This is a genomic window from Leclercia sp. G3L, assembly GCF_021117075.1.
GTDB lineage: Bacteria > Pseudomonadota > Gammaproteobacteria > Enterobacterales > Enterobacteriaceae > Enterobacter > Enterobacter adecarboxylatus_C.
Genome location: NZ_CP088265.1, coordinates 442,457 through 467,068, shown reverse-complemented (window position 1 = coordinate 467,068; position 24,612 = coordinate 442,457). Strand labels below are relative to the sequence as shown.

The following is a 24,612-nucleotide window of genomic DNA, read 5'->3' as shown; positions in this document are numbered from 1 at the left end:
ATGGTTAAAGTTTATGCCCCGGCTTCCAGCGCCAATATGAGCGTCGGGTTTGATGTGCTGGGCGCGGCGGTGACGCCGGTGGATGGTTCATCGCTGGGGGATACTGTCACGGTTGAGGCCGCAGACAGTTTCAGTCTGAGCAACGTCGGGCGTTTCGCCAGCAAGCTGCCGTCCGATCCGCGTGAGAATATCGTTTATCAGTGCTGGGAGCGTTTTTGTCAGGAGATCGGTAAAAACGTGCCGGTTGCCATGACCCTGGAAAAAAGCATGCCGATTGGCTCCGGGCTGGGCTCAAGTGCCTGTTCGGTGGTGGCCGCGCTGGTGGCGATGAACGAGCACTGCGGCAAGCCGCTGAATAACACCCGCCTGCTGGCCCTGATGGGCGAGCTGGAAGGGCGCATCTCTGGCAGCATTCATTACGATAACGTCGCCCCCTGTTTCCTGGGCGGCATGCAGCTGATGATTGAAGAGAACGGCATCATCAGCCAACAGGTGCCAGGCTTTGACGAGTGGCTGTGGGTGCTTGCCTACCCGGGCATTAAAGTGTCGACCGCCGAAGCGCGCGCCATACTGCCAGCGCAGTACCGCCGTCAGGACTGTATTGCGCACGGTCGTCATCTGGCTGGCTTTATTCATGCCTGCTATACCCGTCAGCCGCTACTGGCGGCAAAACTGATGAAAGATGTTATTGCCGAGCCATACCGCACCAAACTGCTGCCTGGCTTCAACGAAGCGCGTAGCGCGGCGCTGGATATCGGCGCCCTGGCCTGCGGTATTTCCGGTTCCGGTCCGACCCTGTTTGCCCTGTGCGACAAACCGGATACGGCGCAGCGGGTCGCGGAGTGGCTGGGGAAAAATTACCTGCAAAATCAGGAAGGCTTTGTTCATATTTGCCGTCTGGATACGGCCGGCGCACGAGTACTGGGATAAACAATGAAACTCTACAATCTTAAAGATCATAACGAGCAAGTGAGCTTTGCACAGGCCGTCACACAAGGTCTGGGCAAAAACCAGGGGCTGTTCTTCCCGCACGACCTGCCGGAGTTTGGTCTGACCGAAATCGACGAGATGCTGAAACAGGATTTCGTTACCCGCAGCACCAAAATTCTCTCCGCGTTTATCGGGGACGAAATCCCGCAGGAGCTGCTGGAGGAGCGCGTCCGCGCTGCCTTTGCTTTCCCGGCACCGGTAAGCCAGGTTGAGCCGGACGTCGGCTGTCTGGAGCTGTTCCACGGTCCGACGCTGGCGTTTAAAGATTTTGGCGGGCGCTTTATGGCGCAGATGCTGACCCATATCAGCGGCGATAAGCCGGTTACCATTCTGACCGCGACCTCCGGCGATACCGGTGCGGCAGTTGCGCATGCCTTCTATGGCCTGAAAAACGTGCGCGTGGTGATCCTCTATCCCCAGGGCAAAATCAGCCCGCTGCAGGAAAAACTGTTCTGTACCCTCGGCGGCAACATTGAAACCGTCGCCATCGACGGGGACTTCGATGCCTGCCAGGCGCTGGTTAAGCAGGCCTTCGACGACGAAGAGCTGAAGGTGGCGCTGGGTCTTAACTCCGCCAACTCCATCAACATCAGCCGCCTGCTGGCGCAGATTTGCTACTACTTCGAAGCGGTAGCCCAGCTGCCGCAGGAAGCGCGTAACCAGCTGGTGATCTCGGTGCCGAGCGGTAACTTTGGCGACCTGACTGCCGGCCTGCTGGCGAAGTCACTGGGCCTGCCGGTGAAACGCTTTATCGCTGCCACCAATGCCAACGACACGGTGCCGCGTTTCCTGAAAGAGGGCAAGTGGACGCCAAACACTACTCAGGCCACCCTGTCCAATGCGATGGATGTGTCACAGCCTAACAACTGGCCGCGCGTGGAAGAGCTGTTCCGCCGTAAAATCTGGCGTCTCAATGAGCTGGGCTATGCTGCGGTAACGGACGACACCACCAGAGAGACCATGCGTGAGCTGAAGCAGGTGGGCTACACCTCCGAGCCGCACGCGGCGGTGGCGTATCGCGCTCTGCGCGATCAGCTGAACCCGGGCGAGTACGGCCTGTTCCTCGGCACCGCCCATCCGGCGAAGTTTAAGGAGAGCGTGGACGAGATCCTCGGTGAGTCGCTGCCGCTGCCGAAAGAGCTGGCCGAGCGTGCCGATCTGCCGCTGCTGTCGCACAACCTGCCGGCCGATTTCGCCGCGCTGCGTCAGTTGATGATGACCCGCGGGTAAGCCTGTTTGCCCGGTGGCGCTACGCTTACCGGGCCTACGCAAAGCATTTGTAGGTCGGGTAAGGCGAAGACGCCGCCCGGCAAAAATCCAGCCCGGGTGCGCGCCATCGCCACCCGGCTTTTTTATGGAGAAATTAAGGAGAAAACTAGCAGGGAAAAAGCAGAAATTCCCAATAAATGCGGTGACTTACAGAATAGGATTGCAGAGAATAACATCCTCCCCGCCCCTCACGTAATCTCCTTACATCGGCCCACATCGGGCAAGAATAATAAGGAGTAACCTATGTCTAAACTGAAACCTGCACTTATCGCACTTTCGCTGATGCTGGTGGCTCCGATGGCGGTTCAGGCCGCTGAGATCACCCTGGTACCGGCGGTCAAACTGCAGATTGGCGATCGGGATAATCGGGGCCATCACTGGGATGGCGGCCGCTGGCGTGACAATGACTGGTGGAAGTCTCACTACGAGTGGCGCGACAACCGCTGGCGTCCGCATGGCGAGCATCATGATAATCGCCATCACGATCGTCATGATGACCATCGTCCCGGGCCGGACCGGAAACATCATTAAACTCACCCCGCCAACCGGCGGGGTTTTGCATTACTGCTCGTGGCGCTTAAACACCAGCTCACCTTTCCCTGACGCTTCCTCGTCAAAGAAATAGCCTTCGCTGTTAAATGCCTTCAGCTGCTCTGGCTGCGTCAGACGATTTTCAATGATGTAACGGCTCATCAGTCCGCGCGCTTTTTTGGCGTAGAAGCTGATCACTTTGAACTTGCCGTTCTTCTCATCGAGGAACACCGGCTTAACGATCTCCGCGTTCAGCTTTTTCGGTTTTACCGATTTGTAGTACTCATCCGACGCCAGGTTGATCAGGACATTGTCGCCCTGCGCCTGCAATGCATCGTTCAGCTTGTCGGTGATGGTCTCGCCCCAGAAGTGATAGAGATCTTTGCCTTTCGCGTTCTCCAGACGGATCCCCATCTCCAGACGGTAGGGTTGCATCAAATCCAGGGGACGCAGCACACCGTACAGGCCGGAGAGCATGCGTAAATGCTGTTGGGCAAAATCAAAGTCAGCCTCGCTGAAGGTTTCCGCCTGCAGGCCGGTATAGACGTCGCCTTTGAAGGCCAGAATCGCCTGGCGTGCGTTCGAAGGCGTGAAATCCGGCTGCCAGTCGTGGAAGCGGGTGGCATTAAGATCCGCCAGCTTGTCGCTGATGCTCATCAGGGTTGCAATTTGCGGCGCTGAAAGCTTGCGTGCCTCGCGGATCAGCTGTTGCGAGTGATCCAGCAGTTCAGGCTGGGTATAACGCTCGGTGGCGAGTGGGCTCTGGTAGTCGAGCGTTTTAGCAGGTGAAATCAGAATCAGCATATCCAGTCCTTGCAGGAGATTTGGTGCGATTTTAACAAAAAAACCGCCTCGATTGATCGATGGCTGTTATTGACGCGGCAAATCATCCCAGGCGCCAGGGGCCAGTTGCGAAGCGATCTCGGGATAACGCGAGACATCAAAAACAGGCTGGACCCCCAGCTTCCGCTGGCGCAGGTAATCCCGGGCAATCAGCGTAATGACCGGGGAGAGCAGCAGGATCGCCGTCAGGTTAGTGATTGCCATCAGCGCCATAATGATATCCGCCAGCTGCCAGACCACTGGCAGGCTTAACAGGGAGCCGAGCAGCACCATCAGCACTACGCCACCCCGTAACAGCCAGCGGGATTTCCTGGCATCGGGATGCAAAAAGATCAGGTTGTTTTCGGCATAGATGTAGTTCACCACGATGGAGCTGAAAGCGAACAAAAGGATGATAAAGGCCACGAAGTCGGCACCCCAGCTTCCGGTGAGATTGACCAGCGCCTGTTGAATCAGCTGCACGCCTGCGGTATTGGCCGGGAGATCCACCGGCCCTGCCAACAGCACGATCATCGCGCTGGCGGTACAGATGATGATGGTATCAACGAAGACGCCAATCATCTGCACGATCCCCTGGGAGGCCGGGTGAGGGGGCCAGGAGGCTGCGGCAGCAGCGGCATTGGGAGTTGACCCCATGCCCGCTTCGTTGGAAAACATTCCGCGCTGAAAACCGGCCGTCAGGGCCTGGCTCAGGGTATAGCCCAGCGCACCTGCGGCGGCTTCACGCCAGCCAAAGGCGCTTTTTACGATCAGGGTAAAGACCGCCGGTAGCTGGTCGGCATGCCAGGCACAGACCACCATGCTGGCGATCACCCACAGCAGCGCCATCACCGGCACCATCCACTGCATCAGCCGGGCAACGCCTTTGATGCCGGTGAGGATCACCACCAGCGTGAACAGCGCCATCACGCCGCCGGTGATAAATTCCGGACAGTTGAAGGCGAAACGCAGGGCGTGGGCAACGGAGTGGGCCTGAACGGTATTAAAGATCAGACCGTAGGCGACGAGTAAAAAGAGAGAAAACAGCACGCCCATCCAGCGCATACCGAGGCCGCGGGCCATATACCAGGCCGGGCCGCCGCGAAACTGCCCCTGTTTATCCGCTTCCTTATACAGCTGGGCCAGCGAACACTCGGCAAAGGAGGTGGCCATGCCGATGATGGCGGTCATCCACATCCAGAAGATGGCCCCCGGTCCGCCCGCCGAGATCGCCAGCGCGACCCCGGCCAGGTTACCGCTGCCGACCCGGGCCGCCAGGCTGGTACAGAGCGCCTGGAACGAGGTTAAACCTCCCGGCTGGGGGCTCAGGCTGTTTTTCAGATTATTGCGCAGCTGGGGAATAGAGCGAAACTGAATAAAACCGCAGCGAAAAGTGAACCAGATACCTGCCGCAAACAGCAGGTAAATCATCACCGAACCCCACAGGATTTCATTAATAAACGACAGATAATCAGGCATTAACGTCCCTCTTGTTGATGCCAAAGTGCATAGGTAATCGCTACTAATGAGTGAGTAAACAGGTAATTAGCAGTGCGGAATTTTGCCAAGTTTATCACAGGATCCTTCAGCGCATTGTCTGCGGTTGCGCTGACCTTCCGTCGTGTTATCATCAGGGCAGACCGGTTACATCCCCCTAACAAGTAAACCTGTCATTTTTCCGTTTCTGGCATCCTGCTGGTAACGCGAATTATCCAGGGCAAGTTAAAGAGAAACACTATCATGACGGATAAATTAACCTCCCTTCGTCAGTTCACGACTGTTGTCGCTGACACCGGAGATATCGCGGCAATGAAGTTGTACCAGCCGCAGGATGCCACAACGAACCCTTCTCTGATCCTTAACGCTGCACAGATCCCTGAATACCGCAAACTGATCGACGACGCCGTTGCCTGGGCGAAAAGCCAGAGCAGCGATCGTGCACAGCAGGTAGTGGATGCTACCGACAAACTGGCCGTTAACATTGGTCTGGAAATTCTGAAGCTGGTTCCGGGCCGTATCTCGACTGAAGTGGATGCGCGTCTGTCCTACGACACCGAAGCGTCCATCGCCAAAGCCAAACGCCTGATCAAGCTGTACAACGATGCTGGCATCAGCAACGACCGTATCCTGATCAAACTGGCTTCCACCTGGCAGGGCATCCGCGCTGCAGAACAGCTGGAAAAAGAGGGCATCAACTGTAACCTGACCCTGCTGTTCTCCTTCGCTCAGGCGCGTGCCTGTGCAGAAGCGGGCGTGTTCCTGATCTCTCCATTCGTTGGCCGTATTCTGGACTGGTACAAATCCAATACCGACAAGAAAGAGTACGCGGCGTCTGAAGATCCAGGCGTGGTTTCCGTTACCGAGATTTACGAGTACTACAAACAGCACGGCTATGAAACCGTGGTGATGGGCGCAAGCTTCCGTAACGTGGGCGAAATCCTGGAGCTGGCTGGCTGTGACCGCCTGACCATCGCACCTGCGCTGCTGAAAGAGTTGGCAGAAAGCGAAGGCGCGATCGAGCGTAAGCTGAGCTTCAGCGGCGAAGTGAAAGCCCGTCCTGAGCGCATCACTGAATCCGAATTCCTGTGGCAGCACAACCAGGATCCAATGGCGGTAGACAAACTGGCGGACGGTATCCGTAAGTTTGCTATCGACCAGGAAAAACTGGAAAAAATGATCGGCGAACTGCTGTAATCATTCCCGCGTGACCGGGCCTCCGGTCACGCTACTTCTCTTGTTCCCTGTCTGAATCCTCCTGCTGCGTGTATCATTCCCTCAATCTGTATTGTTTGAATGGAATGGATATGAATACCTTACGCATTGGCTTAGTTTCCGTCTCAGATCGCGCCTCCAGCGGTGTCTATGAAGATAAAGGCATCCCCGCGCTGGAAGCCTGGCTGGCTTCTGCCCTGACCACCCCTTTTGAGGTGCAAACCCGCTTGATCCCCGATGAACAGGCGATCATCGAGCAAACCTTGTGTGAACTGGTTGATGAAATGAGCTGCCACCTGGTGCTGACTACCGGCGGTACCGGTCCGGCGCGTCGCGACGTGACGCCGGATGCGACTCTCGCCATCGCCGATCGTGAAATGCCGGGCTTTGGCGAACAGATGCGCCAGATCAGTCTGCACTTTGTGCCGACGGCGATCCTCTCCCGTCAGGTGGGGGTGATCCGCAAGCAGGCGCTGATCCTCAATTTACCGGGCCAGCCAAAGTCGATTAAAGAGACGCTGGAAGGGGTGAAAGAGGCCGACGGTAAGGTGGTGGTCGCAGGTATCTTCGCCAGTGTACCTTATTGTGTACAGCTTCTTGAGGGGCCTTACGTCGAAACCGATCCGCAGGTGGTAGCAGCTTTTCGCCCGAAAAGCGCGAGACGTGAAACAATCTCCTGAAATTAACAATAATGTGACATAAGCTGTAACGGAAGTAGCGGGCTAATTGATTTACGGTATAGTAATTTTTTCTTTACGATAGCTGTAAATATAACTCAACAATTCAGCCCATAATGGTTCGCTATGTCACATTACAACCGGCCTCTCAATCGTCAGGATTATAAGACTCTCACGCTGGCCGCACTCGGCGGCGCGCTGGAGTTTTATGACTTCATTATTTTCGTATTTTTCGCGGCTGTCGTCGGGGCGCTGTTCTTCCCGGCTGATATCCCTGAATGGCTGCGTCAGGTGCAGACCTTTGGCATTTTTGCCGCCGGGTATCTGGCGCGTCCGCTGGGCGGCATCGTGATGGCCCACTTCGGCGACCTGGTGGGACGCAAAAAGATGTTCACCCTCAGCATTCTGCTGATGGCCGTTCCGACCCTGGCTATCGGCCTGCTGCCGACCTATGCATCGATGGGAATTATTGCCCCGGTATTGCTGCTGCTGATGCGGATCCTGCAGGGGGCGGCGATTGGCGGGGAAGTACCTGGCGCCTGGGTCTTTGTGGCGGAACATGTTCCGGCCCGGCGGATCGGCATTGCCTGCGGCACGCTGACCGCAGGGCTGACGGTCGGTATTCTGCTGGGCTCGGTTGTGGCGACGCTGGTGAACACCAGCATGACCCAACAGGCGGTGCACGACTGGGGCTGGCGTATTCCGTTCCTGCTGGGCGGTGCCTTTGGTCTGGTGGCGATGTATCTGCGCCGCTGGCTGCAGGAGACGCCGGTCTTCCTTGAAATGCAGCAGCGCAAGGCGCTGGCGCAGGAGCTGCCGGTCAAAGCGGTGGTGGTAAGACACAGAAAAGCGGTGGTGGTGTCAATGCTGCTCACCTGGCTGCTGTCGGCGGGCATCGTGGTGGTGATTTTGATGTCGCCGGTCTGGCTGCAAAAACAGTACGGTTTTGCCCCGGCGGTAACGCTGCAGGCCAACAGCATCGCGACCATTATGCTGTGCTTCGGCTGCCTGATTGCCGGGCTGGCGGTGGATCGTATCGGTTCCAGCCTGACCTTTATCATCGGCAGCCTGCTTCTTGCCGGGGCGAGCTGGGCATTTTATCACCTGGCGGGCAGCCATCCTGAGCAGCTGTTCCTGCTGTACGGCATGGTCGGGCTGTGCGTCGGCGTGGTGGGGGCCGTGCCGTACGTGATGGTCCGCGCCTTCCCGCCGGAAGTGCGCTTCACCGGGATCTCCTTCTCGTATAACGTCTCCTACGCCATCTTCGGCGGGCTGACGCCGATTGCGGTTACCCTGCTGATGGGGGTGTCGCCAATGGCCCCGGCCTGGTACGTGCTGGCGCTCTCGCTGATGGGCCTGGGGTTAGGCCTCTGGCTGCGCCAGAAGCCCGTAGAAGCGCCGGTCCTCGCCGGATAAAGACAAGGCCGGGCAATGTGCCCGGCCTTTTTGTTAGTGCGACGGGGTAAAGCTCAGGACGATATTGTCATCCGGAATGTGGGTAAAGTTTTTGATAATGGCGTGGTAGTCCGCCAGCGGATCCACATCCTTAAACAGCGTCGGGTAGAAGATTTTGCTCAGCGTCTCGATGGCGACGATGTTATACGGGTTGTTGTAGAAGTGGTGATAGAGCGCCCCGGTGTGGCCTTGCGCGACGGCCGGAATACTGGCGACGCCCTGACGCGTCAGCAGGGCAGTAAAGGCTGCGCTGACATCATTTGCAGGGACGTTATAGCCAATCGGGATGATCGCCGTGCCTTTGCCCGGACGTTTTGAGCCGGTCATCAGGTAGTAATCCGGGTTGAGGGAGATAATCTTTTCCACCGCGATATTCCCGGTTGCCCCCGGCAGCAGCTGCGAACCGATGTTGGTCCCGCCTGCGGCTTCGACCAGCCCGCCCCAGCCGTTACGCGCGTGGGTGAAGCAGCAGCCGTTATCCAGCCCGCCCACACCGGCAATCGGTTCGATAAAGACCAGCGGTTTTTTGCTGGCCGTTGCCAGACGCTGGTGGATCCTATCCAGACGCTGCTGATAGAAATCGATATAGGCCTGCGCACGGTCGGTCTGGCCCATGACTTTACCCAGCAGGGCAATGCTCGGCAGGGTATTCTCCACCGGGTGCAGTTCGTAATCCACGAAGACAACCGGAATATGCAGGGCTTCGAGCTGCGCCAGGACGCCGGTCTGCACCAGCGACGGCTTAGCGCGAAGCTGGGCAATCATCAGATCGGGCTGGCGAGAGATCACCGTTTCGAGATCGACATTTCCCTGGTCGGAAAACTTCATGTCGAGGATCGTCTCCGCTTCCGGCCATTTGCGCTTCAGAACGTTCCAGGTTTCGGTGTCCTGCTTCTTCGGCAGGTTGTTCCACGCTACTACTCTGGAGAAGGGGTTATCACGCTCCAGCAGGGCCAGAGCGAAGATGTCGCGTCCGTCCTGCAGAATGATGCGCTGCGGCTTGTGTTCAACAGTGACCGTGCGGTTATCCAGATCCTTCACCGTCACCGGCCAGCTCTGTGCCTGGGTGAGTAAAGGTGAAAGTAACAGTGCCAGGCCGCCTGCGGCGGCAATGAGTTTTTTCAGCGTCATGTTTTCCCCGTCTTCTTCTTATGGCGTTAACCCGTCGACCACCACATGCGGTAGCCCACGGGAACAGTATTCAACCCGGCCATCCACGCCGTATACCGTCGCCAGATTGGCGGGGGTGACAACCTCACCCGGCAGGCCACTGGCAATCAGCTCGCCGCCTTTCAGCATCAGGGCAAAATTCGCATGGCGCAGGGCAATGTTGATGTCGTGGATCACCACGACGGTGACGATATTACGCAGACGCGTTTCGCGGGCGACGATATCCATCACATGGAACTGGTAGTTGAGGTCGAGCGCGCTTAAGGGCTCATCCAGCAGCAGCAGATCCGGCTCGCGGATGAGGGACTGGGCAAGGCCAATCAGCTGTTTTTGTCCGCCGGAGAGTTGGTCGAGAAAGCTCATCGCCAGATGGGCGACGCCCAGTTTTTCCAGAATGGAATACGCTTCCTGTTCGACATTGCGACCAGAAGGGCTGCCGCTGGCCCGGCGGGCGACGATGACCGACTCCAGGGCATGCAGATGTACCCCCTGCGGCAATGATTGCGGCAGATAAACTACCTTCTGCGCGCGTTTTGCCGCGGGCAAGGTCATCAGATCTTCGCCGTTGAGCTGTAACGCTCCCTGAGCGGGGTTGAGGTCAGCCAGAGCGCGCAGCAGGGTAGATTTCCCCGAGCCGTTCGGCCCCAGCAGGGCGGTGATCTGCCCGCGAGGGAGCAATGGGGTGTTCAGCCCACTGATGATCTTTTTCTTGCGATAGCCGGTGTGCAGATCGCGGACGCGCAGGCCCTCGGTCATACGTTCCCCCTGTTACGGATAATAATGCTGAGGAAGAACGGCACGCCCACCAGCGAGGTGACGATACCCACGGGAATAATGACGCCGGGAACGATGTTCTTGGAAAATACCGAGGCCAGGGAGAGCACCAGCGCGCCAATCAGCATACTGCCGGGCAGATAAAACCGGTGATCCTCGCCAAACATCATGCGGGCGATATGCGGTGCCACCAGGCCGATAAAGCCGACCGGGCCGACAAAGGCGACCGTCAGGGCCGAGATAATACTGATGCGTAACAGCGTCGACAGGCGTAGCTTTTTCACGTTGATACCAAAGCTGACGGCACGATCTTCACCCAGACGTAACGCCGTCAATTTCCAGGCGTTCTTCAGCGACAGCGGCACGATAATCAGCAGCGCCACGGCCAGGATCGCCAGCTTATCCCACGAGGCTCTCGCCAGGCTGCCCATCGTCCAGAAGACCAGCCCCTGCAGGGTATCTTCGCTGGCAACGAACTGCAGGATGGAAATCAGTGCGTTAAAGGTAAAGACCAGGGCGATACCAAACAGCACCACGCCGGAGGTCGCCACGCGGGTCCAGCGGCTGATGCCATCCAGAATAAAGCAGGCCAGCAGAGCGAAGACAAAGGCATTCGCCGGAATGAACCACTTATCGGCAATGCCGGGAATGCCTAAACCGAGCACAATCGCCAGGGCGGCACCAAAAGAGGCGGCAGAGGAGACACCAAGCGTAAACGGGCTGGCGAGCGGGTTATTGAGGATGGTCTGCATCTCGGCCCCGGCCAGCCCCTGCGCCATGCCGACGGCGACGGCCATCAGGGCGAACGGCAGCCGTAGCTCCCAGACGATCACCCGCGTCCCGGCGTCGGCCGCGGCGGCGTTGATTAAGGTATGCCAAAGAGTGGTAACGGAGATACCTGACGGGCCAAGTGTGAAATCGAGGATCAGGGAGCAAATAATAAAGAAGAACAGCCCCCCTGCCAGAGCAAAGCGCCGGATGAGAACCTTACGGTAATGTGACGCGATAATGGATTCGCCAGTGTGATCGCTGGCGGCAAGGCTGGAATTCATCAGTTAACCTTATGCAACACAACAGAATCGTTTCATCCCCTTGCGTTCCATGTCGGGTACTGCCTGATATCCATATCCGGGATGCGCCGGGTCACACTAATCGCAATGATAATGCTTATCAATTGAATAAGGTGATTATTGCCATCCCGTTTAATCATCGTTTCTGTTGTGGCTGAAAATTGACCGGGTTTAAACGCGAAGGGGCATTCACAGGGGGGCGATGTCGTGCCCGCAGGGCGGGCACGAAGGGGGATCAGTGTTTTTCACCAATCGGCAGAATGATGCGACCGAACTGCTCGTTCAGTACTTCACCCATCGCCAGATAGATGGCGCTGGCGCCGCAGACCAGGCCAATCCAGCCCGCCACGTGAATAATGGCTTCGCCGTTATCCACCAGGTGGCCCACACACAGCAGGGCGAACAGCACGGTCAGGCTCAGGAACACGAACTGCAGCGCACGGTTACCTACCAGGGTGCCGAAGAACATGAACAGCGTGAACACGCCCCACAGGCCCAGATAGACGCCCAGGAACTGTGGGTTCGCCGCTTCGGTCAGACCCATTTTCGGCATCAGCAGAATGGCGACCAGGGTCAGCCAGAAAGAGCCGTAAGAGGTGAATGCGGTTAAACCGAAGGTATTGCCTTTCTTATATTCCAGCAGGCCCGCGAAGATCTGTGCGATACCGCCGTAAAAAATGCCCATCGCCAGGATAATGCCATCCATCGGGAACATCCCGATATTGTGCAGGTTCAGCAGAATGGTGGTCATGCCGAAACCCATCAGGCCCAGCGGAGCCGGATTAGCCAACTTAGTGTTGCCCATAAGTCCTCAAAAAAATCATCATTAATATGGTGAAATGGTGAATCCCACGCCAATTCTCCCTGGCGGGGCGCGGCATCATAATGGGCGCCATCAACGCCGTCTATGATCTAATCAGGGTGAAATTAAAAATTTTTTTATCCTTCCCCCTTGATGCATGCCGTTGCGACCCCATCTTGTAGTCAACCGCAGTGTGTGGACCTGAAAAAATTCAAATCTGGGCAGTTGAAAAAGCACCTTCTGCCCTTATTACAGGTACACAACCACATGTTGACTGAATTTTTAGTGGAGACGTTTAGATGGGTAAAATTATTGGTATCGACCTGGGTACTACCAACTCTTGTGTAGCGATTATGGATGGCACTACTGCACGTGTGCTGGAGAACGCCGAGGGCGATCGCACCACGCCTTCTATCATTGCTTATACCCAGGATGGTGAAACTCTGGTTGGTCAGCCGGCTAAACGTCAGGCAGTGACAAACCCGCAAAACACCCTGTTTGCGATCAAACGCCTGATTGGCCGTCGCTTCCAGGACGAAGAAGTGCAGCGTGATGAAGCCATCATGCCGTACAAAATCATCGGCGCCGAGAACGGCGACGCATGGATTGACGTTAAAGGCCAGAAAATGGCACCGCCGCAGATCTCTGCTGAAGTGCTGAAGAAAATGAAGAAAACGGCTGAAGATTACCTGGGTGAAGCGGTAACTGAAGCGGTTATCACCGTTCCTGCATACTTCAACGATGCTCAGCGTCAGGCAACCAAAGACGCGGGCCGTATCGCGGGTCTGGAAGTCAAACGTATCATCAACGAACCAACCGCAGCGGCGCTGGCCTACGGTCTGGATAAAGAAGTCGGCAACCGTACTATCGCGGTATATGACCTCGGTGGCGGTACTTTCGATATCTCTATTATCGAAATCGACGAAGTTGACGGCGAAAAAACCTTCGAAGTTCTGGCGACCAACGGTGATACCCACCTGGGTGGTGAAGACTTTGACAGCCGTATGATCAACTACCTCGTTGACGAATTTAAGAAAGATCAGGGCATTGACCTGCGTAACGACCCGCTGGCAATGCAGCGCCTGAAAGAAGCCGCAGAAAAAGCGAAGATCGAGCTCTCTTCTGCGCAGCAGACCGACGTGAACCTGCCGTATATCACTGCAGATGCCACCGGTCCAAAACACATGAACATCAAAGTGACTCGCGCGAAACTGGAAAGCCTGGTTGAAGACCTGGTTAACCGTTCCATCGAGCCGCTGAAAGTTGCTCTGCAGGATGCGGGTCTGTCCGTCTCCGAAATCCAGGACGTTATCCTGGTGGGTGGTCAAACCCGTATGCCAATGGTTCAGAAGAAAGTGGCTGAATTCTTTGGTAAAGAACCGCGTAAAGACGTTAACCCGGACGAAGCCGTTGCTATCGGTGCTGCCGTTCAGGGTGGCGTGCTGACTGGTGAAGTTAAAGACGTACTGCTGCTGGACGTTACCCCGCTGTCTCTGGGTATCGAAACCATGGGCGGTGTGATGACGGCGCTGATCGCCAAAAACACCACCATCCCTACCAAGCACAGCCAGGTGTTCTCTACCGCTGAAGACAACCAGTCTGCGGTAACCATCCATGTGCTGCAGGGTGAGCGTAAACGTGCCGCAGATAACAAAGATCTGGGTCAGTTTAACCTCGATGGTATCAGCCCGGCACCGCGCGGTATGCCACAGATCGAAGTCACCTTCGACATCGATGCTGACGGTATCCTGCACGTTTCCGCGAAGGACAAAAACAGCGGTAAAGAGCAGAAAATCACCATCAAGGCCTCTTCCGGTCTGAACGAAGAAGAGATCCAGAAAATGGTTCGCGAAGCGGAAGCAAACGCCGAGTCTGACCGTAAGTTCGAAGAGCTGGTTCAGACCCGTAACCAGGGTGACCATCTGCTGCACAGCACTCGTAAGCAGGTTGAAGAAGCCGGCGACAAACTGCCAGCTGACGACAAAACCGCTATCGAGTCTGCACTGAGCGCGCTGGAAGCGTCCCTGAAAGGCGAAGACAAAGCCGATATCGAAGCGAAAATGCAGGCGCTGGCTCAGGTTTCCGAGAAGCTGATGGAGATCGCGCAGCAGCAACACGCACAGCAGCAGGCTGGCGCGGGTGCTGACGCTTCTGCAAACAACGCGAAAGATGACGACGTTGTCGACGCAGAGTTTGAAGAAGTGAAAGACAAAAAATAATCGCCCTTTGAACGGGTAATACACTGGCACGGGCGAAGAGGTTTCCTCTCCGCCCGTGCACGCATGTTAGGGGCAGATAAAACAAGATGGCTAAGCAAGACTATTACGAGATTTTAGGCGTTTCCAAAACAGCGGAAGAGCGTGAAATCAAAAAGGCGTATAAGCGCCTGGCCATGAAATTTCACCCGGACCGCAACCAGGGTGACAAAGAGGCCGAAGCCAAATTTAAAGAGATCAAAGAAGCCTACGAAATCCTGACCGATGCCCAGAAACGTGCGGCCTACGATCAGTACGGCCACGCTGCGTTTGAACAGGGCGGCATGGGCGGCGGCGGCGGATTTGGCGGCGGCGGCGCAGATTTCAGCGATATCTTTGGTGACGTCTTTGGCGACATCTTCGGCGGCGGCCGCGGTCGTCAGCGTGCGGCCCGTGGCGCAGACCTGCGCTACAACATGGAGCTGTCGCTGGAAGAGGCCGTACGCGGCGTAACGAAAGAGATCCGCATTCCAACCCTCGAAGAGTGCGACATTTGCCACGGCAGCGGCGCGAAAGTGGGTACCAAGCCGCAGACCTGTCCTACCTGTCACGGTTCCGGCCAGGTGCAGATGCGTCAGGGCTTCTTTGCGGTGCAGCAGAGCTGTCCGCACTGTCAGGGTCGCGGTACGCTGATCAAGGATCCGTGCAACAAGTGCCACGGTCATGGTCGCGTTGAGAAGACGAAAACCCTGTCCGTTAAAATTCCGGCAGGTGTGGATACCGGCGATCGTATTCGTCTGTCTGGCGAAGGCGAAGCGGGTGAACATGGCGCACCGGCAGGCGATCTGTACGTTCAGGTGCAGGTGAAGCAGCACGCGATTTTCGAACGCGAAGGCAACAACCTGTATTGCGAAGTGCCGATCAACTTTGCGATGGCGGCGATGGGCGGCGAAATCGAAGTGCCAACTCTTGACGGTCGCGTAAACCTGAAAGTGCCTGGGGAAACCCAGACCGGCAAGCTGTTCCGCATGCGCGGTAAAGGCGTTAAATCGGTGCGTGGCGGCGCGCAGGGCGACCTGCTGTGTCGTGTGGTAGTTGAAACCCCGGTTGGCTTGAATGAAAAACAGAAGCAGCTGCTGAGAGAGTTACAGGAGAGCTTCGGCGGCCCAACGGGTGAGAACAACAGCCCGCGCTCCAAAAGCTTCTTTGATGGCGTGAAAAAATTCTTTGACGATTTGACTCGCTAATCGGTGAGCTGACGTTATTCTCAAAGCCCGGAAGCGATTCCGGGCTTTTTTATGGTTGAAAAGATAGCTCGAAAAAACTGAGTGCATACTCAATGTTAACCTGCTTTTACCGATGAATTTCCACGAGTATGATGGTTTTATCGAGGGATTGTCGTAAAGAGAGAGAGTAATAGTGAAACTTCTGCACCGTTTTTTCCAGAATGAGGCCTCCGGTGGCATCATTCTTATTCTGGCCGCTGCGCTGGCAATGCTGCTGGCTAACCTGGGCGCTACCCGCGACCTGTATCACGCTTTTCTGGAAACTCCCGTTGAACTTCGCGTCGGCGTGCTGGAAATTAACAAGAACATGCTGCTGTGGATCAACGATGCGCTGATGGCGGTCTTTTTCCTGCTGGTAGGCCTGGAGGTCAAGCGTGAGCTGGTACAGGGCTCCCTGGCCAGCCGCCAGCGCGCTGCGTTTCCGGTGATTGCCGCTATCGGCGGGATGGTCGTACCGGCGCTGATCTACCTGGCCTTTAACTATCAGGATCCGGTTGCCCGCCACGGCTGGGCGATCCCGGCCGCGACGGACATTGCCTTTGCGCTGGGCGTTCTGGCCCTGTTGGGCAACCGCGTGCCGATGGCGCTTAAAATTTTCCTGATGGCGCTGGCGATCATCGATGACCTGGGCGCGATTATCATTATTGCCCTGTTCTACACCAGCGAGCTGTCGGTGTTGTCGCTGGGCGTTGCGGCGGCGGCCATTGCGGCGCTGGCGCTGCTGAATATCTTCAATGTCCGTAGGATCGGCATCTATGTGCTGGTGGGAGTGGTTCTGTGGACGGCAGTGCTGAAATCGGGCGTACATGCCACCCTGGCGGGAGTGATTATTGGCTTCTTCGTGCCGCTGAAGGCGCAGGGAGGAAAATCTCCGGCGAAGCAGTTAGAGCATGTCCTGCATCCGTGGGTGGCCTTTATGATCCTGCCGCTGTTTGCCTTTGCTAACGCGGGCGTCTCCCTTGAAGGGGTGACTTTCGGTGGGCTGACCTCAATGTTACCGTTGGGGATCATTGCCGGCCTGTTTATCGGCAAGCCGCTGGGCATCAGCCTCTTCTGCTGGCTGGCGCTGAAACTGAAGCTGGCCTCGTTGCCACATGGCACTACCTGGCGGCAGATCATGGCCGTTGGCGTGCTGTGCGGGATTGGCTTTACGATGTCGATCTTTATCTCGACGCTGGCGTTTGGCCCGCATGCCCCGGAGCTTATCGTCTGGGCTAAACTGGGTATCCTGGTCGGGTCGCTGCTGGCGGCGTTTATTGGCTATGCCTTACTGAAAATGAAATTGTCGGGGCAGGTGCATCCGGCGTAACGGGACTTTGGGAGGGACTGGCCGCCCTCCCATTAACACTATCAGGGAGCGAGGATCGTATGTCTCATCTTAACTACAACCATCTGTACTACTTCTGGCATGTCTATAAAGAGGGCTCGGTTGTCGGCGCTGCAGAGGCGCTCTACCTGACACCGCAGACGATTACCGGACAGATCAAAGCCCTGGAAGAGCGTCTGCAGGGGAAGTTATTCAAGCGCAAGGGGAGGGGGATCGAACCCAGCGAACTTGGCGAGCTGGTGTTTCGCTACGCCGACAAAATGTTCACCCTGAGCCAGGAGATGCTCGATATCGTCAACTATCGCAAAGAGTCGAACCTGCTCTTTGACGTCGGTGTCGCGGATGCGCTGTCAAAACGGCTGGTCAGCGGCGTGCTGGATGCGGCGGTGGTTGAGGATGAACAGATCCACCTGCGCTGTTTTGAATCCACCCACGAGATGCTGCTGGAGCAGCTGAGTCAGCACAAGCTGGACATGATTATCTCCGACTGCCCGATCGACTCCACCCAGCAGGAAGGGCTGTTCTCGGTGAAAATAGGCGAGTGTAGCGTCAGCTTCTGGTGTATTAACCCGCCGCCGGAAAAACCTTTCCCGGCCTGCCTGGAGGAGCGCCGGCTGCTGGTGCCAGGCAGACGCTCCATGCTCGGACGCAAGCTGCTGAACTGGTTTAACTCGCAGGGGCTGAAAGTGGAAATTCTGGGTGAGTTCGATGATGCCGCGCTGATGAAAGCCTTTGGCGAAGCGCATAACGCGATCTTCGTTGCCCCGACGCTTTACGCGCAGGATCTCTATTCGGACATCAGGATTACGGAGATTGGCAGGGTGGATAACGTGATGGAGGAGTATCACGCGATATTTGCCGAAAGGATGATTCAGCATCCGGCGGTGCAGCGTATCTGTAACCGTGACTACTCGGCGCTGTTTACGCCTCCGGCAATCTGAAGGCATAAAAAAACCCGCGTTAAGCGGGTTCTTTAAACAAGCAACAACAAGTGGCGATTAAGCCAGTTTGCTGATCTGCGCGGTCAGGTTTGCTTTATGACGCGCTGCTTTGTTTTTGTGGATCAGACCCTTAGCAGCCTGACGATCCACGATTGGTTGCATTTCGTTAAATGCGTTCTGCGCTGCAGCTTTGTCGCCAGCTTCGATTGCTGCGTATACTTTCTTGATGAAAGTACGCATCATAGAGCGACGGCTTGCGTTGTGCTTACGAGCCTTTTCAGACTGAACGGCACGTTTCTTAGCTGATTTGATATTAGCCAAGTCCAACTCCCAAATATGATCTATGTAGACAATTCAAAGGCCGAGGAATATGCCCTCTCTGCCTTCTTTTGTCAATGGATTTGTGCAAATAAGCGCCGTTAATGAGCGACGCTACGTTACGTAGTGATGGCGCAGGATTCTACCAGCTTGTCTCTCCTGAATACAGCTTTTCGACATAAAAATCGTCATCTGCGGACAGATTTTTTCGCTATGAAAGGCAACCCTGATGAAATCATTACGGCTTTCTGTTTTGCGTGAACAATCGCCGGTTAACCTTAACCGCTGTACAAGGTATACTTTGGCGATTTTCACTGTTTTGAGCCAGTCATGAAGCTGATACGCGGCATACATAATCTCAGTCAGGCCCCGCATGGGTGTGTGCTGACTATTGGTAATTTCGACGGCGTGCATCGTGGACATCAGGTGCTGTTGCAGGGGTTACGTGAAGAGGGGCGGGCACGAGGTCTGCCGGTAGTAGTCATGATTTTTGAGCCGCAGCCGCTGGAGCTTTTTGCCAGCGAGAAGGCGCCTGCGCGCCTGACCCGCCTGCGTGAAAAGTTGCGTTACCTGGCGCAGTGCGGCGTGGACTATGTCCTGTGCGTGCGTTTTGATCGGCGCTTCGCCGCGCTGACGGCACAAAATTTTGTCAGCGACCTGTTGGTCGATCGCCTCGGCGTGCGCTTTCTGGCGGTGGGAGATGATTTCCGCTTTGGCGCTGGTCGTCAGGGGGATTTCTTGCTATTACAGAAGGCTGGCCTGGAGTATGGCTTTGACGTCACCAGCACCCAGACCTTTTGCGAAGGCGGCGTACGCATCAGCAGCACGGCAGTACGCCAGGCGCTGGCGGAAGACGACCTGGATGCCGCCGCAACGCTGCTCGGACGCCCGTTCTCAATTTCCGGGCGCGTCGTGCATGGCGATGAACTGGGCCGCACCATTGGTTTCCCTACGGCGAACTTACCGCTGCGCCGTCAGGTTTCCCCGGTAAAAGGGGTCTTTGCGGTAGAAGTGATGGGGCTGGGCGATAAGCCTCTGCCCGGCGTGGCCAATATTGGTACCCGTCCAACAGTGGCTGGCGTACGCCAGCAGCTCGAAGTGCATTTGCTGGACGTTGTAATGGACCTTTACGGTCGCCATATAGATGTAATCCTGCGTAAAAAAATACGCAATGAGCAGCGATTCGCCTCGCTTGATGAGCTGAAAGCGCAAATCGCGAGAGATGAGTTAACAGCCCGCGAAATTTTTGGGCTATCAAACCCGGCTTAATGCCTGAGATATAAATACGGAACCGAGAATCTGATGAGTGACTATAAATCAACCCTGAATTTGCCGGAAACAGGGTTCCCGATGCGCGGCGACCTCGCCAAGCGTGAACCGGGAATGCTGGCGCGTTGGACCGATGATGACCTGTACGGCATCATCCGTGCAGCCAAAAAAGGGAAAAAAACCTTCATTCTGCATGATGGCCCTCCTTATGCGAATGGCAGCATTCATATTGGTCACTCTGTAAACAAGATTCTGAAAGACATTATCGTGAAGTCCAAAGGCCTCACGGGCTTTGACTCGCCTTACGTTCCAGGCTGGGACTGCCACGGCCTGCCGATCGAGCTGAAAGTGGAGCAAGAGTTCGGTAAGCCAGGCGAGAAGTTCACCGCCGCTGAATTCCGTGCGAAATGCCGCGAATACGCCGCGACCCAGGTTGATGGTCAGCGTGAAGACTTTATCCGTCTTGGCGTGCTGGGCGACTGGTCGCACCCCTACCTGACCATGGACTTCAAAACCGAAGCCAACATCATCCGTGCGTTGGGCAAAATCATCGGCAACGGCCACCTGCACAAAGGCGCCAAGCCAGTGCACTGGTGCGTGGACTGCCGCTCTGCGCTGGCTGAGGCGGAAGTCGAGTATTACGACAAAACCTCCCCGTCCATCGACGTGGCCTTTGAAGGCGTCGATCAGGAAGCGCTGCAGGGCAAATTTGGCCTGCCGGGCGTAGAAGGCCCAATCTCGCTGGTGATCTGGACCACCACCCCGTGGACCCTGCCTGCTAACCGCGCGATCTCCCTCTCTGCGGAGTTCGACTATGCGCTGGTACAGGTTGAAGGCCGTGCGCTGATCCTGGCCAAAGACCTGGTTGAGAGCGTGCTGAAACGCGCGAACATCACCGAATACAGCATTCTGGGTACCGTTAAAGGTGCCGAGCTGGAGCATTTGCGCTTTAAGCACCCGTTCCTCGATTTCGATGTGCCAGCAATTCTCGGCGATCACGTCACCCTGGAAGCGGGTACCGGTGCGGTGCATACCGCCGGTGGCCACGGCCCGGACGACTACAATATCAGCCTGAAATACGGTCTGGAGATCGCTAACCCGGTTGGCCCGGACGGCGCTTACCTGCCAGGCACGTATCCGACCCTGGACGGCATCAACGTCTTTAAAGCCAACGACATCATCGTCAACATGCTGCGCGACAACGGCTCGCTGCTGCACGTTGAAAAAATGCAGCACAGCTATCCGTGCTGCTGGCGTCACAAGTCACCGATCATCTTCCGTGCGACCCCGCAGTGGTTTGTCAGCATGGATCAGAAAGGCCTGCGCGCGCAGTCGCTTTCTGAGATCAAAGGCGTGCAGTGGATCCCTGACTGGGGCCAGGCGCGTATCGAATCCATGGTGGCTAACCGTCCTGACTGGTGTATCTCCCGTCAGCGTACCTGGGGCGTGCCGATGTCTCTGTTCGTGCATAAAGAGACCCAGGAGCTGCACCCGAATACTCTGGAACTGATGGAAGAAGTAGCGAAGCGCGTCGAAGTTGACGGCATTCAGGCGTGGTGGGATCTCGACTCGCGCGACATCCTGGGCGCTGACGCAGACAACTACGAGAAAGTGCCGGATACCCTGGACGTGTGGTTCGACTCCGGGTCTACCCACTCCTCCGTGGTTGATGTGCGTCCTGAGTTTGCCGGTCACGCTGCCGACATGTATCTGGAAGGCTCTGACCAACACCGTGGCTGGTTCATGTCATCCCTGATGATCTCTACCGCCATGAAGGGCAAGGCACCTTACCGCCAGGTACTGACTCACGGTTTCACCGTGGATGGTCAGGGCCGTAAGATGTCCAAGTCCATCGGTAACACCGTTTCTCCGCAGGATGTGATGAACAAACTGGGCGCAGACATTCTGCGTCTGTGGGTGGCATCAACCGACTACACCGGTGAAATGGCCGTGTCCGATGAGATCCTGAAACGTGCTGCCGACAGCTATCGTCGTATCCGTAACACCGCGCGCTTCCTGCTGGCGAACCTGAACGGGTTCGATCCGGCGAAAGACATGGTGAAACCGGAAGAGATGGTGGTGCTGGATCGCTGGGCGGTAGGCTGCGCGCAAGCGGCGCAGGAAGATATCTTGAAGGCCTATGAGTCTTACGACTTCCACGAAGTGGTGCAGCGCCTGATGCGTTTCTGCTCCATCGAGATGGGCTCGTTCTACCTCGACATCATCAAAGACCGTCAGTACACCGCCAAAGCGGACAGCGTGGCGCGTCGCAGCTGCCAGACCGCACTGTTCCATATCGCGGAAGCGCTGGTGCGCTGGATGGCACCGATCATGTCCTTCACTGCGGATGAGATCTGGGGCTACCTGCCAGGCGATCGTGAGAAGTATGTCTTCACCGGCGAGTGGTACCAGGGTCTGTTTGGCCTGGCAGAGACCGAAGCCATGAACGACGGCTTCTGGGACGAGCTGCTGAAAGTGCGCGGCGAAGTGAACAAGGTGATCGAGCAGGCACGCGCCGACAAGAAAGTGGGCGGCTCTCTGGAAGCGTCAGTGACCCTGTACGCTGAACCTGAGCTGGCGGCGAAGCTGACGGCGCTGGGCGATGAATTACGATTTGTCCTGTTGACCTCCGGGGCGAATGTTGCGGATTATGCCGACGCGAGCGCGGATGCCCAGCAGAGCGAGCTGCTCAAAGGGCTGAAAGTGGCGCTGGTGAAAGCCGATGGTGAGAAATGCCCGCGCTGCTGGCATTACACTACCGATGTCGGCAAGGTGGCGGAACACGCAGAGATCTGCGGACGCTGTGTCAGCAACGTCGCCGGTGATGGCGAAAAACGTAAGTTTGCCTGATGAGTAAATCACTCTCTTCAACAGGGCTGCGCTGGCTGTGGCTGGTGGTGGTCGTGCTGATTATCGATCTGGGCAGCAAGTACCTGATCCTCCAGAACTTTGCTCTGGGGGATACGGTTCCGCTGTTCCCGTCGCTTAATCTGCACTATGCGCGCAACTATGGCGCGGCGTTTAGCTTCCTGGCTGACAGCGGCGGCTGGCAGCGCTGGTTCTTCGCAGGTATCGCTCTCGGTATCTGTGTGGTGCTGGCGGTGCTGATGTACCGCGGTAAGGCTACGCAAAAGCTGAATAACATCGCCTACGCGCTGATCATTGGCGGCGCGCTGGGCAACCTGTTCGACCGTCTGTGGCACGGCTTTGTGGTCGATATGATCGACTTCTATGTCGGCAACTGGCACTTCGCCACCTTCAACCTGGCCGATACGGCGATTTGTATCGGTGCGGCGCTGATTGTGCTGGAAGGCTTCTTGCCTAAGCCCGCGGCGAAAGAGCAGGCGTAACAAAACCCGCCGGGCGGCGCTGTGCTTGCACTGGCCTACGATCTCGTAGGCCCGGTAAGCGCAGCGCCACCGGGCAAAATTAGTGAGCACTCTGCATGTCTAAATCCGTACAGACCAACAGCGCGATGCTGGTTCATTTCACGCTGAAACTCGACGATGGCTCCACCGCGGAGTCCACCCGCAATAACGGCAAACCGGCGCTGTTCCGTCTTGGCGATACTTCTCTGTCTGAAGGTCTTGAGCAGCAGCTGCTGGGGCTGAAAGAGGGGGAGAAAAAATCGTTCTCTCTGGAGCCGGATGCCGCGTTTGGCGTGCCGAGCCCGGACCTGATCCAGTACTTCTCGCGTCGTGAATTTATGGATGCGGGCGAACCGGAAATCGGGGCGATTATGCTCTTTACCGCTATGGATGGCAGCGAAATGCCTGGCGTGATCCGTGAAATCAACGGCGACTCCATCACCGTCGATTTTAACCACCCCCTCGCCGGGCGTACCGTCCATTTTGATGTTGAAGTGCTGGAAATCGACCCGGTACTGGAGGATGTGAATGCAGATCCTGTTGGCTAACCCGCGCGGTTTCTGTGCCGGAGTAGACCGCGCTATCAGCATTGTTGAAAACGCGCTGGAGCTTTACGGCGCGCCGATTTATGTCCGTCACGAAGTGGTGCATAACCGTTATGTGGTGGATAGCCTGCGCGCTCGCGGGGCGATCTTTATTGAGCAGATCGACGAAGTGCCGGATGGCGCGATCCTGATCTTCTCCGCGCACGGCGTCTCCCAGGCGGTGCGTAACGAAGCGAAAAATCGCGATCTGACCGTGTTTGACGCCACCTGCCCGCTGGTCACCAAAGTGCATATGGAAGTCGCACGTGCCAGCCGTCGCGGCGAAGAGTCGATCCTGATTGGTCACGCAGGCCACCCGGAAGTGGAAGGCACCATGGGCCAGTACAGCAACCCGCAGGGGGGCATGTATCTGGTCGAGTCTCCGGCCGATGTGCTGACACTGAACGTCAAAAACGAAGCGAAGCTGTCGTTTATGACTCAGACTACGCTCTCCGTGGATGATACCTCTGACGTCATCGATGCGCTGCGTCAGCGCTTCCCGAGAATCGTCGGGCCGCGTAAAGATGACATCTGCTATGCCACTACCAACCGTCAGGAAGCGGTGCGCGCCCTGGCGGAACAGGCGGATGTGGTGCTGGTCGTCGGCTCGAAAAACTCCTCTAACTCCAACCGTCTGGCCGAGCTGGCGCAGCGGATGGGGAAAGCGGCGTTCCTGATTGACGATGCCACCGATATTCAGGAAGCCTGGGTGAAAGAGGCCCAGTGCGTCGGCGTGACAGCCGGTGCCTCCGCTCCGGATATTCTGGTACAGAACGTCATTGCACGTTTGCAGGAGCTGGGCGGCGGGGAAGCTATTCCTCTGGCAGGCCGTGAAGAGAATATCGTCTTCGAAGTGCCGAAAGAGTTGCGTATCGACGCCCGGGAAGTGGAATAACCCACCAAATCAAGCCAGCACATCCGTTGCTGGCTTTTTATTTGCCGCTTTGTACGGCGAAATCATGTCTTTTACTGATACTTCCCGCTGTTTATCATTAAATTCTAATTATTGGCGTTTTCGGATAGCGGCATCGACAGAGGCTGGTTAATCTGAA

At 56.6% G+C, this 24,612-nt stretch carries 22 protein-coding genes and 1 pseudogene; 16 read left to right on the top strand and 7 right to left on the bottom strand.

Going from position 1 to position 24,612, the window contains the following annotated elements:
* The 3 genes from thrB to LRS40_RS03585 all read left to right on the top strand — a co-directional run bounded on the left by thrB (position 1) and on the right by LRS40_RS03585 (position 2,790).
* Entirely contained in the window at positions 1-930 is a 930-nt protein-coding gene (thrB, locus tag LRS40_RS03595; RefSeq protein WP_142488171.1) for a homoserine kinase, read from the top strand.
* Between the two features lie 3 nt (positions 931-933).
* On the top strand, positions 934-2,220 hold the full coding sequence (gene thrC, locus LRS40_RS03590) for a threonine synthase (RefSeq protein WP_156262879.1): 1,287 nt from the start codon (positions 934-936) through the stop codon (positions 2,218-2,220).
* A gap of 282 nt (positions 2,221-2,502) precedes the next feature.
* Positions 2,503-2,790 (top strand): DUF2502 domain-containing protein, encoded by a 288-nt coding sequence (locus LRS40_RS03585; RefSeq protein ID WP_142488173.1) that lies wholly within the window; start codon positions 2,503-2,505, stop codon positions 2,788-2,790.
* Positions 2,791-2,820: 30 nt separating this feature from the next.
* On the opposite strand, the gene yaaA is transcribed toward LRS40_RS03585, so the two are convergent.
* Together yaaA and LRS40_RS03575 are read right to left on the bottom strand one after the other, a co-directional pair.
* Positions 2,821-3,594 carry a peroxide stress protein YaaA gene (gene yaaA / locus LRS40_RS03580; protein WP_156262880.1) on the bottom strand — a complete coding sequence of 258 codons (774 nt, stop codon included), beginning with the start codon at positions 3,592-3,594 and terminating at the stop codon, positions 2,821-2,823.
* Positions 3,595-3,660: 66 nt separating this feature from the next.
* On the bottom strand, positions 3,661-5,091 hold the full coding sequence (locus LRS40_RS03575; RefSeq protein ID WP_142488175.1) for a sodium:alanine symporter family protein: 1,431 nt from the start codon (positions 5,089-5,091) through the stop codon (positions 3,661-3,663).
* 261 nt (positions 5,092-5,352) lie between these two features.
* Here LRS40_RS03575 and tal point away from each other — a divergent pair, with 261 nt between their 5' ends.
* From tal to LRS40_RS03560, 3 genes are all read left to right on the top strand, one after another.
* Complete coding sequence (gene tal / locus LRS40_RS03570) at positions 5,353-6,306, top strand: transaldolase (protein ID WP_142488176.1); 954 nt, start codon at positions 5,353-5,355, stop codon at positions 6,304-6,306.
* A gap of 110 nt (positions 6,307-6,416) precedes the next feature.
* On the top strand, positions 6,417-7,004 hold the full coding sequence (mog, locus tag LRS40_RS03565) for a molybdopterin adenylyltransferase (protein WP_077227125.1): 588 nt from the start codon (positions 6,417-6,419) through the stop codon (positions 7,002-7,004).
* 123 nt (positions 7,005-7,127) lie between these two features.
* Positions 7,128-8,417, top strand: coding sequence for an MFS transporter (locus tag LRS40_RS03560; protein WP_142488177.1), 1,290 nt, complete (start codon positions 7,128-7,130; stop codon positions 8,415-8,417).
* A gap of 33 nt (positions 8,418-8,450) precedes the next feature.
* Here LRS40_RS03560 and LRS40_RS03555 read toward each other — a convergent pair whose 3' ends face one another.
* From LRS40_RS03555 to satP, 4 genes are all read right to left on the bottom strand, one after another.
* Entirely contained in the window at positions 8,451-9,587 is a 1,137-nt protein-coding gene (locus LRS40_RS03555; RefSeq protein ID WP_231313100.1) for an ABC transporter substrate-binding protein, read from the bottom strand.
* 18 nt (positions 9,588-9,605) lie between these two features.
* Complete coding sequence (locus tag LRS40_RS03550; RefSeq protein ID WP_142488179.1) at positions 9,606-10,382, bottom strand: ABC transporter ATP-binding protein; 777 nt, start codon at positions 10,380-10,382, stop codon at positions 9,606-9,608.
* On the bottom strand, positions 10,379-11,452 hold the full coding sequence (locus LRS40_RS03545) for an iron ABC transporter permease (protein ID WP_231313099.1): 1,074 nt from the start codon (positions 11,450-11,452) through the stop codon (positions 10,379-10,381). The genes LRS40_RS03550 and LRS40_RS03545 overlap by 4 nt, the downstream gene beginning before the upstream one ends.
* A gap of 253 nt (positions 11,453-11,705) precedes the next feature.
* Positions 11,706-12,275, bottom strand: coding sequence for an acetate uptake transporter (gene satP / locus LRS40_RS03540; RefSeq protein WP_231313098.1), 570 nt, complete (start codon positions 12,273-12,275; stop codon positions 11,706-11,708).
* 296 nt (positions 12,276-12,571) lie between these two features.
* Between satP and dnaK the strand changes: the two genes are divergently transcribed.
* From dnaK to nhaR, 4 genes are all read left to right on the top strand, one after another.
* Positions 12,572-14,491, top strand: coding sequence for a molecular chaperone DnaK (gene dnaK / locus LRS40_RS03535; RefSeq protein WP_142488182.1), 1,920 nt, complete (start codon positions 12,572-12,574; stop codon positions 14,489-14,491).
* Between the two features lie 86 nt (positions 14,492-14,577).
* On the top strand, positions 14,578-15,714 hold the full coding sequence (gene dnaJ, locus LRS40_RS03530) for a molecular chaperone DnaJ (RefSeq protein WP_142488183.1): 1,137 nt from the start codon (positions 14,578-14,580) through the stop codon (positions 15,712-15,714).
* A 172-nt stretch (positions 15,715-15,886) separates the two neighbouring features.
* Complete coding sequence (gene nhaA / locus LRS40_RS03525; RefSeq protein ID WP_142488184.1) at positions 15,887-17,062, top strand: Na+/H+ antiporter NhaA; 1,176 nt, start codon at positions 15,887-15,889, stop codon at positions 17,060-17,062.
* A gap of 59 nt (positions 17,063-17,121) precedes the next feature.
* On the top strand, positions 17,122-18,021 hold the full coding sequence (nhaR, locus tag LRS40_RS03520; protein ID WP_231313097.1) for a transcriptional activator NhaR: 900 nt from the start codon (positions 17,122-17,124) through the stop codon (positions 18,019-18,021).
* 57 nt (positions 18,022-18,078) lie between these two features.
* On the opposite strand, the gene rpsT is transcribed toward nhaR, so the two are convergent.
* Positions 18,079-18,342, bottom strand: a complete 264-nt coding sequence (gene rpsT / locus LRS40_RS03515; protein ID WP_012015991.1) for a 30S ribosomal protein S20 — start codon at positions 18,340-18,342, stop codon at positions 18,079-18,081.
* A 101-nt stretch (positions 18,343-18,443) separates the two neighbouring features.
* Between rpsT and LRS40_RS03510 the strand changes: the two are divergent.
* The 6 genes and pseudogenes from LRS40_RS03510 (at position 18,444) to ispH (ending at position 24,455) form a co-directional block, all read left to right on the top strand.
* A pseudogene (locus LRS40_RS03510) lies at positions 18,444-18,662 on the top strand (DUF2575 domain-containing protein).
* 7 nt (positions 18,663-18,669) lie between these two features.
* Positions 18,670-19,608 (top strand): bifunctional riboflavin kinase/FAD synthetase, encoded by a 939-nt coding sequence (ribF, locus tag LRS40_RS03505; protein ID WP_231313096.1) that lies wholly within the window; start codon positions 18,670-18,672, stop codon positions 19,606-19,608.
* A gap of 33 nt (positions 19,609-19,641) precedes the next feature.
* A complete protein-coding gene (gene ileS / locus LRS40_RS03500; protein ID WP_231313095.1) occupies positions 19,642-22,458 on the top strand; it encodes an isoleucine--tRNA ligase in 2,817 nt (938 codons plus the stop codon).
* Positions 22,458-22,958, top strand: a complete 501-nt coding sequence (gene lspA / locus LRS40_RS03495) for a signal peptidase II (protein WP_039030431.1) — start codon at positions 22,458-22,460, stop codon at positions 22,956-22,958. The genes ileS and lspA overlap by 1 nt, the downstream gene beginning before the upstream one ends.
* A 95-nt stretch (positions 22,959-23,053) precedes the next feature.
* Positions 23,054-23,524, top strand: coding sequence for an FKBP-type peptidyl-prolyl cis-trans isomerase (gene fkpB / locus LRS40_RS03490; protein WP_231313094.1), 471 nt, complete (start codon positions 23,054-23,056; stop codon positions 23,522-23,524).
* A complete protein-coding gene (gene ispH / locus LRS40_RS03485) occupies positions 23,505-24,455 on the top strand; it encodes a 4-hydroxy-3-methylbut-2-enyl diphosphate reductase (protein WP_231313093.1) in 951 nt (316 codons plus the stop codon). The genes fkpB and ispH overlap by 20 nt, the downstream gene beginning before the upstream one ends.
* Positions 24,456-24,612: the final 157 nt, after the last annotated feature.